This window comes from Pyramidobacter sp. C12-8, assembly GCF_002007215.1.
In the GTDB taxonomy this organism is placed as follows: domain Bacteria; phylum Synergistota; class Synergistia; order Synergistales; family Dethiosulfovibrionaceae; genus Pyramidobacter.
In genome coordinates this window covers 25,714-35,175 of sequence record NZ_MUHX01000030.1, presented here as the reverse complement: position 1 = coordinate 35,175, position 9,462 = coordinate 25,714, and the positions used below count along the sequence as shown (strand labels likewise).

Genomic DNA, 9,462 nt, shown 5'->3' with positions numbered 1-9,462 from the left:
AAAAATTTAACGGAAAATCTCCTGCAGAGATCTTTATCAACCTGTATGGCGAGGATGTATTGCATTTACTCGGACTCGAACTTATTCCGCCACAGGATATCTGTTTAAAGCGGACTCTTCTCGCCGGTAAATAACGGCTCCTTTTTAATTTCTTGATTGCATTAACTCTGAACTGAAAATTTTGCTTTCAGTTGAGGATCACTTTTGTATGCACTTTTTTCGGACAATTTCCTCGTAACAGCTTTTCATCCCCTTGAATTTGTTCCGTTAGCGCAATCTTGATCGTTATTATGTGTTCGTAATGACTGCTTGCTGCTTTTGTCCTGTCAAAGTAAATGCAACCCCGTCGCATTTACTTTGACGAGGTTGCATTTACTCTGAAAATTTACCCACAAAAAAAGGATCCTGAAACAGAATGAAACTGCCTCGGGATCCATACCGTCCGTTTATTTCTTTTTCGCGCTTTTCTTTTTGGCGGCGGTTTTCTTGTTGCCGAAGAGTTTGTCGAACAGGCCTTCCTTTTCGCCGGTAGCGACGTCCATTTCTTCGGCGAGCTGTTTTACCAGCTCGGCGGCGCGCTCGGAGAGAACGCTGCCTTTGGGGACGTCGACGGTGACGTGCAGGTACAGGTCGCCGCGGCTGGAGCCGCGCAGGCGGGGCATGCCCTTGCCTTTGACGCGGATGGTCTGGCCGGGGGCGGTCCCCTCGGGGATGTCGAAGGGAACGTCGCCGTCGATCAGGGTGCCGACGGTCGACGGGCCGCCCATGACGGCGAGCGGGAAGGGGATGGAGACGGTGCGGTGCAGGTCGTTGCCGTCGCGCTGGAACAGCGGATGGTCCTTGACCTGCATGACGATGTACAGGTCGCCGGGAGGGCCGCCGTTGGCGCCCAGTTCGCCGGCGCCGGGAACGCGCAGGCGCGTGCCGGTGTCGACGCCGGGCTGGATCTTGATCTCCTGCTCGCGGCGGCGGTGGATGCGGCCTTCGCCGCCGCACTCGGTGCAGGCTTTTTCCACCACGGTGCCGCGGCCGCCGCAGGTGGGGCAGGTGCTGACGCTGAGCGTGTCGCCGAAGAGGGTGCGCACGCGGGTACGGACCTCGCCGGCGCCGTGACAGGTGGGACATTCCCGCGGTTCATGCCCCGGCTCGGAGCCGCTGCCGTGGCAATGGTCGCAAGGTTCCCAGCGGGGAATGGCGACTTTCTTCGCCACGCCGGTCGCCGCCTCTTCGAGGGTGATGGAAAGGACCATCTGCAGGTCGCTGCCGCGGGCAGGGGCGTTGGGGCGCGAACGGGGACCGCCGAAGCCGCCGAACATGCTGCCGAAAAGGTCGCCGAAGATGTCCTCGGGGCCGGCGCCGGCAAAGGGATTGCCGGCGTCGTCGGCGGTGCCGAAGCGGTCGTAACGCTGTCGTTTTTCCTGATTGCCGAGGACGGAAAAAGCCTCGTTGATCTCCTTGTATTTCTGTTCCGCTTCGGGATCGTCAGGATGAGTGTCGGGGTGGCAGTCGCGGACTTTCAGGCGAAAGGCGCGCTTGATCTCGTCCGCCGTCGCGTCGTGGGCGACGCCAAGAACTTCGTAGTAGTCCCGATGCGTTCCAGCCATTGCCTACGCCCGATTATTCGCTGAATTCAGCGTCGACCGTGTCGCCGTCTTTCTTGGTGTCGTTGTTGCCGCCGGCTTCGTTTTTATCCGCGCCGCCGGGGTTCTGCTGGGCGTTCTGCTGATAGAGGCGCACGCCGATGGGCTGCATGGCGGTGTTCAGCGCCTCGACGGCTTTCTTGATGGCTTCGGGATCGGCGCCGTCCTTGGCCTTTTTCAGCTCGTCGATCTTGGCGTTGACGGCCCCCTTCTCCTCGGGCGTGACTTTGTCGCCGAGGTCCTTGAGGGTCTTTTCGGACTGGTAGATGATCGAATCGGCCATGTTCTTGGCTTCGATCAGCTCTTTCTTCTTGGTGTCTTCGGCTTCGTGCGCCTCGGCCTCGGCTTTCATCTTCTCGATCTGGTCCTTGGTGAGGCTGGAAGACTGGATGGTGATCTTCTGCTCCTTGCCGGTGCCCTTGTCCTTTGCGGAGACGTTGAGGATGCCGTTGACGTCGATGTTGAAGGTCACTTCGATCTGCGGGATGCCGCGGGGCGCGGGGGCGATGCCGTCGAGCGAGAAGGTGCCGAGCAGCACGTTGTCGGCAGCCATGGAACGCTCGCCCTGAAGGACTTTGATCTCGACGGAGGGCTGATTGTCGGCCGCGGTCGAGAAGACCTGGCTCTTGGACACGGGGATGGCCGTGTTGCGCTCGATGATGCGGGTGCACACGCCGCCGAGGGTCTCGATGCCCAGCGACAGGGGCGCGACGTCGACGAGGACGATGTTCTTGTCGGTGTCGCCGCTCATGATCGCGCCCTGGATGGCCGCGCCGGAAGCGACGCATTCGTCGGGGTTGATGCCCTTGGTGGGTTCCTTGCCGAGCAGCTCTTTGACCTTGGCCTGCACGGCGGGCATACGGGACGAGCCGCCGACGAGCAGGATCTTGTCGATCTGCGAGGCGTTCAGGCCGGAGTCGGAAAGGGCGTTCTTGACGGGAGCGACGACGCGCTGGAGCAGATCGGCGGCAAGGTCCTCGAATTTGGCGCGGCTGAGTTTCATCTCCAGGTGCTTGGGGCCGGTAGCGTCGGCGGTGATGAACGGCAGCGAGATCGTGGTCTCCATCATCGACGACAGCTCGATCTTGGCTTTTTCGGCGGCCTCGCGCAGGCGCTGCATGGCCATTTTGTCGGCGGACAGGTCGATGCCCTGATCTTTCTTGAACTCGGCGACCATCCACTGCACGATCTTCATGTCCCAGTCGTCGCCGCCCAGATGGTTGTCGCCGCGCGTGGCGAGGACTTCGAACACGCCGTCGCCGACGTCGAGCAGCGAAACGTCGAAGGTGCCGCCGCCGAGATCGAAGACGAGGATCTTATGGTCGCCGCTCTTGTTCTCGCCGTAAGCCAGCGCCGCGGCCGTGGGCTCGTTGATGATGCGCAGCACGTCCAGCCCGGCGATGGCGCCGGCGTCCTTGGTGGCCTGGCGCTGGGCGTCGGTGAAGTACGCGGGCACGGTGATGACGGCCTTCTTCACTTCGGTGCCGAGGTAATCCTCGGCGTCGTGCTTCATCTTCTGCAGGATCATGGCGCTGATCTCCTGGGGCGTGTACTTCTTGCCCTCGATGGTGACGGTGTAATCGCTGCCCATGTGGCGCTTGATGGACATGATGGTGTTGTCGGCGTTGACGATCGCCTGACGTTTGGCAAGCTGCCCGACGAGGCGCTCGCCTTCCTTGGTGAACGCCACGACGGAGGGCGTGGTGCGCGCGCCTTCGCTGTTGGGGATGATCGTGACGTTCTCGCCTTCCATCACGGCGATGCAGCTGTTGGTGGTGCCAAGATCGATACCTACGACTTTGCTCATAATGAATCACCTCATGAAAAATTTTGTTCCGTTTTTATATATCGCTGCGGTCTTTCCCGCTTATTACCCTGTTACTGCGGTTCCCCGTTCCCTTCCGGCTCGTTTTCGGCGTAACGGCCGACCATGACCAGCGCCGGACGGATGACCTTCTCGGCCATCTGAAAGCCCTTGCGCACGACCGTGTGGACGAGCCCGTCCTGAGATCTGTCGCTTACGGGAACCATGCCCATGGCGTCGTGCTCCGCGGGGGAAAACGGTTTGCCCGCGGGATCCAGCTCCGTCACGCCAAGATCTTTGAGCGCGTCGGCGAACTGCTGCCGGACCATGCGCACGCCTTCTTTGATCGAGGCGGGATCGGCCTCGGCCGAATCGAGGGCGCGTTCGAGGTTGTCGAACACGGGCAGCATGGCGAGAATGGCGCGCTCGCTGCCGTAGGCCTTGAGCCGCTTCATCTCGCGTTCGGCCCAGTTGCGGTAGTTGATGCCGTCGGCCTGCGCGCGGGCGGCGAGTTCGCGCATCTGCTGATACTGCGCCGTCAGCTCGTCGATTTTCCGCTGCGTCTCGTCCGCGGACGTTTCCGCCTCGGGCGCGCTCTGGTTCTCGGGGCGCTCTTCCGCTGCGGGGTTCTCCGCCGTCGTTTTTTTCAAATCGTCTTCCATATCATGGCTCCTCCTTCTCGGTCACGGGACGGTTCAGTCCGTTCAGGACGGCCTCCAGCACCGCGATCGAGTTCTCGTAATTCATGCGCAGCGGTCCCACCAACCCCACCACGGCCCTGCGCCCGCCGCCGGTGGCGGTGGACATCATGACCGAACAGTTCTGCATGGCAGGGCGCTCGTTCTCGTCGCCGATGGTCACTTTCAGCCCCTCGGAAGCGGCGTAATCGGAAATGAAGTCTTCCAGATCCTCGCGCGTGTCCATCAGCGAAGAGATGGCCTGGATGCGGCCGCGCCGCTCGTCGGACGCCTCTCCGCCGTCGGAGATGAAAACTTCGCGCATGCCGCCGGTGGAAAGGGTCAGGCCGTCGCCGCTCATCATCTCGTCGATGGCGATAAAGATATCTTCGACGTCCTGCCAGCGTTCGGCCATCGCTCTCGAAAGATACTCGAGCAGCTCGCCGCGCGCGCTGTTCCACGGCACTCCGCCCGCGGCGTGATCGATCACCGCGGCCAACTGCTCCAGCTGCTCCTGCGTCACGTCGGGGGAAACGCGCACGCGGCTGTGATGCACCGCGCCGTTTTCCACCACCAGCAGGATCAACAGGATCTCCGGCGCCAGCCGGATGAAATCGGCCTTGCGCAGCTTCAGCCCTTCGAGCGCGGAAACGGCGGCGACGCTGAAACAGCGCGTGAAGCGTCCCAAAAAGCGGGCCGCTTCGGCCAGACGCTCGTCCAGACTCTGCAGCTGATCCGCGACCTGATGCACCCAACGGCTGATTTCCGGCGGGGGCGACGAAGGCCGGTGCAGGATCGAATTGACGTAGACCCGGTAGGCCATGGAAGTGGGAAGGCGTCCCGCCGACGAGTGGGGCTGAGTGAAATAGCCCATCTCCTCGAGATCGGACATTTCGTTGCGGATCGTCGCCGCGCTGTGGCTCTTGAGGAACTTGCGCGAAATCGTGCGCGATCCCACCGGTTCGCCGGTCTTGATGTACTCGTACACCACGGCGAAAACTATCTCGAGCTGCCGTTCTGTAAGCACGGCCTCGCACCTCCTTCCATGTTATTAGCACTCAATTAAAAGGAGTGCTAACGCATCTATTACGCATGAGAGAATAGCAGGAAGTAGATTTAATGTCAAGTCTGGTCAGACATATTTTTTATTTGTTCAAACAAATGATCAAAACACACACGGTCGCAGGGCTCGAAATACCCTGAACGTTCTTTCCATGGAACGCGATCCGCGCGGGATGTTTTCCATGAAAAAAGCTTGATGATCCCGGAATCATCAAGCTTTTCGCCCCGCCTCGCGCGGATTCTTCTGCGGCGCGGCGGCGATTTTTCGTTATGTGGGCGCGGAGGCTCATTCCGCCAGATGGCAGGCGACGCGCCGCCCGCTTTCGAGGCGGCGCAGCGGCGGCGTTTCCGCAAAGCAGCGTTTTTGGGCCAGAGGACAACGCGTGTGAAAAACGCAGCCGCGGAACGCGTCGTCGTGTAGCGGCGGCTCGCCGCGCAGCGCCGGCCGGGAACGCCCCGTTCCCTTGTAATCGGGGACCGAGTCGAAAAGCGCGCGTGTGTAGGGATGCAAAGGACGGGCAAAGAGTTCGTCCGTCGCCGCTTCCTCCACCAGCGTTCCCACGTACATGACGCCGATGCGGTGAGACATGACGCGCACTACGCCGATGTCGTGCGAGATGAACAGCATGGTCAGCTTCATGCGCCGCTGAAGTTCCAGCAGCGTGTTCAGCACCTGCGCCTGAATGGAAACGTCCAACGCCGAGACGGGTTCGTCGCACACCACGACGCGAGGTTCGACGATCAGCGCGCGGGCGATGCCCAACCGCTGCAGCTGGCCGCCGGAAAGCTCGTGCGGCCAGCGAAAGTAATATTCCTCCGAAAGGCCGACGCCCCGCATCGCCGCAACGATCTTTTCGCAGCGCTGCGACCGGTTTCCCATACGCTGCGCAAGCAGCGGCTCTTCGAGCAGTTCGCCAACGCGCTTGCGGGGATTCAGCGACGAGAGAGTGTCTTGAAAAACCATTTGCAGATCGCGCCGCAGCGGTCGGAACTGGCGGTCGGAAAGCCGCGTCAGTTCCCTGCCCTCGTAAAGGACTTCGCCGCCGTCGGGTTTAACCAATCCCAAAATCGAGCGCGCCAGCGTGCTCTTGCCGCAGCCCGACTCTCCCACAAGGCCGTAGGTCTCGCTGCGCTCCAGATCAAGCGAGACGTCGGCCAGCGCTTTCTGCCAGCCGCGCGGCGGCAGGAATTTGCCCCAGAGTCCGTAAATCGGATACGACTTCCGCAGATTTCTGATCTGCACGACGGCGTTCATAGGCAGTTCCTTTCCGAGACAGCGTACTTCCAGCACTTCACTCGGTGCCCCGGCGCCGGTTCGAGCATGGGAGGTTCGGCGCTGCGGCAGCGCTCGTCCGCCTCCGGACAGCGCGTGCAGAAACGGCAGCCAGCTGGCGCTCGGTACGGGGAAGGCACGGTGCCGGCAATCGTCGGCAGGGGGCCGCCGCGCCGCGAGTCAAGATGGGGTGCGCACTGCAGGAGCCCGCGCGTGTAGGGATTGAGCGGGCGCGAAAAGAGCTCTGCGGCGGGGGCTTCTTCGAGAATCTGGCCGAGGTACATGACGTGCACGCTGTGACAAAGCTGCGCGATCGCTCCCAGATTGTGGGAAATAAAGAGCATCGACATGCCCAGCTCGCGGTTCAGGCCTGCCAAAAGCTCGAGAATCTGCTGCTGCACCGTCGCGTCAAGAGCCGTCGTCGGCTCGTCGGCGATGAGCAGCTCGGGCTCGCAGCACAGTGCCATGGCGATCATCACACGCTGCTGCATGCCGCCGGAAAGTTCGAAAGGATACTTGCGCAGGCACGCCTCCGGCGCGGCGATGCCTGTCCGCGCCAGAAGCTCGGCACAGCGGCGGCGGGCCTCGATTTTCAAACAGCCCCGGTGCAACGTCAGCACCTCCGTCATCTGACGGGCCACCGTATGTACGGGACTCAGCGACGTCATCGGATCCTGAAAGATCACGGCGATGCGGCTGCCGCGCAGACGACGCATTTCAGCCTCCGGCAGCCTGAGAAGATCCTGTCCCGCGAAAAGGATCTCCCCTTCGCAGCTTTGCGTCGAGTCGTAAGCGCCCAGCCGCAGGATCGACTGCGACATCACGCTCTTGCCCGAGCCCGATTCGCCCGCCACGCCGGCGATCTCTCCGCGCGCGATGGACAGATCCACGCCGTCCACGGCGACAAGTTCGCGACCCCGTTCAGGAAATTTTACTTTCAGGCCGCGAATCTGCAGAAAAGGTTCGCGCGCCTTCCATCGTTTCGCCGTCATTTTTTCCTCACTCGGCTTTCCGTGAGCGGATCAAGATAATCACGCAGCCCGTCGCCCAAAAGATTCAGACTGAGCACGCAGAACACGGCGGCGGCGCTTGGAAAGACGATCGTCCATGGCGCGCGCTGAAGCACCTGACGACTTTCCTGAAGAATATTGCCCCAACTCGCCGCCGGCGCCGGAATTCCCGCGCCGAGAAAACTCAGCGAAGCTTCGTCGATGATCGCCTGCGCGAAAATAAACGACAACTGCACGGCAAGCGGCGAAACAACCCCAGGCAGGATCAGCCTCCAGAGAATTGCCGCGCTGCCGGCCCCCTGCACCTTCGCCGCCTCGACATAAAGCTGCTGCTTCACAACAAGCGCACGGCTGCGCACCACCCGCGCCACGCCCGGCGTGTAAACCGCCGTCAAGGCGAGCGCCACGTTCCAGCTTCCCGTTCCCAGCGCCGCCATCAAAGCGATGGCCAGCAGAACCCCCGGGATAGCCGTCAAACCATCGCAAAGGCGCATCAGCACTCCGTCGAGCGCCCTGAAATAACTGGCGCAGAGCCCCAGCGCCGCACCGCAGAGCCCCGAAAAAAACGCGACCCAAGCCCCCACGCTCAGCGACACCCGCGCGCCGTAGACAACGCGAATGAAGAGATCGCGCCCGAAGCGGTCCGTTCCGAAAAGGTGACGCACCGAAGGCGGCTGAAGCCGCTCCGTTACCGCCATGACATTGGGATCGAGAGCGCACAGCTCCGGAACGAGAAAAGCCGTCAGCAGCACCGCGGCGCAACCGCAAATCCCGGCAAGCAGCGCCGTGTTGGCGAACAAACGTTCCCGCTCCCGCCGCCGCGCTTCCGCCAGAATCGCATCGCCGCCGCGAAAAGAAATCCTTCGTCCGCTCCAAAACACGGCAAGCCCCCCTATCGTCGTCCCAATTGAATCCGAGGATCCACAAACGCACACAGCAGATCCACCGCCAGATTGACAAGCACGTAAATCAACGCGACAAAAAGCGTCACGCCTTGAATCACAAAGACATCGCGCCGGCTGATCGCCCCCATCGTCAGCATCCCCAGCCCGGGAATGCCGAATATCGTCTCGGTGACGATCGTGCCCGTCAGCAGACTGCCGAAAGACTGCCCAGCCACGGTCAGCACTGTAGGGGCGGCGTTTTTCAGCCCATAAACCAGCAGTACCGCCGTTTCGCTCAGCCCTTTGGCGCGCGCCGTGCGAATGTAGCCGCTGTGCAGCACGTCAAGTAGCGCCGAACGCGACATGCGCGTGATGTAAGCCGCTTGCACCATTCCCAGCGAAAGCGCCGGCAGCAGCAAATAACGCAAATGCTCCGCGAGCCCCCGGCTGAGCGGCGCATACCCCGCCACCGGCAGCCAGCGCAGCGACAGCCCGAAAAACAGCATCAGGAAAAAACTCAGCAGGAACCCCGGCACCGCCGTCCCCAGCAACGACGCCGACACCGTTGCCGCGTCGAAGAACGTACCGCGCCGATACGCCGCGGCGATGCCCAGCGGCAGCGCGATCAGCAGCGCGACGCACTGCGCCAGGACGGCAAGGCTCAGAGTCGCCCCGAAATATTCGCGCAACGCCGACAGGACCGGCATGCGCAGAAAGAAAGACTGCCCCCAGTCACCTCGCAGCGCCCGCACAAGCCAGTCGGCATACTGCGTCAGAAACGGACGGTCAAAGCCGAGCTCCGCATTCAGGGCGGCAACCGCCGAAGGCTCGGCCTCCAGCCCCAACAGAGCCGTCGCCGGGCCGCCGGGAATCAGGTAAACCACGAGGAACACCGCCGCCGACACGACAAAAAGCGTTGGGATCAACGCCCAGATCCGCCTGCATATATAGGAAGGCATCCCCTTGTCGCTCCCTTCTCTTACCAAGTCTTCGTTAAAAAAGCGCGGTTTCTCCGGCCTTCTCAGGGCGCCGGCGGCGCGTCGAAAACTGCGTGAGATCGCGTGACGTACGTTCTTTGCGGCACGGTCGCCGGCGCGGCATTTTCAATAATT

8 protein-coding genes are annotated in these 9,462 nt (G+C 61.9%); all 8 read right to left on the bottom strand.

The annotated features are described in order from the left end of the window. Nucleotides 1–446 precede the first annotated feature (446 nt). The 8 genes from dnaJ to B0D78_RS10350 all read right to left on the bottom strand — a co-directional run bounded on the left by dnaJ (nucleotide 447) and on the right by B0D78_RS10350 (nucleotide 9,309). The gene (gene dnaJ, locus B0D78_RS10385; protein WP_078016892.1) at nucleotides 447–1,604 is read right to left on the bottom strand and encodes a molecular chaperone DnaJ; all 1,158 of its coding nucleotides are present in this window, start codon (nucleotides 1,602–1,604) and stop codon (nucleotides 447–449) included. A 13-nt stretch (nucleotides 1,605–1,617) separates the two neighbouring features. Next, nucleotides 1,618–3,447 carry a molecular chaperone DnaK gene (gene dnaK, locus B0D78_RS10380; RefSeq protein ID WP_078016891.1) on the bottom strand — a complete coding sequence of 610 codons (1,830 nt, stop codon included), beginning with the start codon at nucleotides 3,445–3,447 and terminating at the stop codon, nucleotides 1,618–1,620. A 71-nt stretch (nucleotides 3,448–3,518) separates the two neighbouring features. Then, a complete protein-coding gene (locus B0D78_RS10375) occupies nucleotides 3,519–4,106 on the bottom strand; it encodes a nucleotide exchange factor GrpE (RefSeq protein ID WP_078016890.1) in 588 nt (195 codons plus the stop codon). Between the two features lies 1 nt (nucleotide 4,107). Then, nucleotides 4,108–5,148, bottom strand: coding sequence for a heat-inducible transcriptional repressor HrcA (hrcA, locus tag B0D78_RS10370; RefSeq protein ID WP_078016889.1), 1,041 nt, complete (start codon nucleotides 5,146–5,148; stop codon nucleotides 4,108–4,110). 321 nt (nucleotides 5,149–5,469) lie between these two features. After that, nucleotides 5,470–6,426, bottom strand: a complete 957-nt coding sequence (locus B0D78_RS10365; RefSeq protein ID WP_205948307.1) for an ABC transporter ATP-binding protein — start codon at nucleotides 6,424–6,426, stop codon at nucleotides 5,470–5,472. An 8-nt stretch (nucleotides 6,427–6,434) separates the two neighbouring features. Further along, the gene (locus B0D78_RS10360; protein ID WP_078016887.1) at nucleotides 6,435–7,448 is read right to left on the bottom strand and encodes an ABC transporter ATP-binding protein; all 1,014 of its coding nucleotides are present in this window, start codon (nucleotides 7,446–7,448) and stop codon (nucleotides 6,435–6,437) included. After that, nucleotides 7,445–8,347 carry an ABC transporter permease gene (locus B0D78_RS10355; protein WP_078016886.1) on the bottom strand — a complete coding sequence of 301 codons (903 nt, stop codon included), beginning with the start codon at nucleotides 8,345–8,347 and terminating at the stop codon, nucleotides 7,445–7,447. The genes B0D78_RS10360 and B0D78_RS10355 overlap by 4 nt, the downstream gene beginning before the upstream one ends. Nucleotides 8,348–8,358: 11 nt before the next feature. Continuing rightward, entirely contained in the window at nucleotides 8,359–9,309 is a 951-nt protein-coding gene (locus B0D78_RS10350; protein WP_078016885.1) for an ABC transporter permease, read from the bottom strand. Nucleotides 9,310–9,462: the final 153 nt, after the last annotated feature.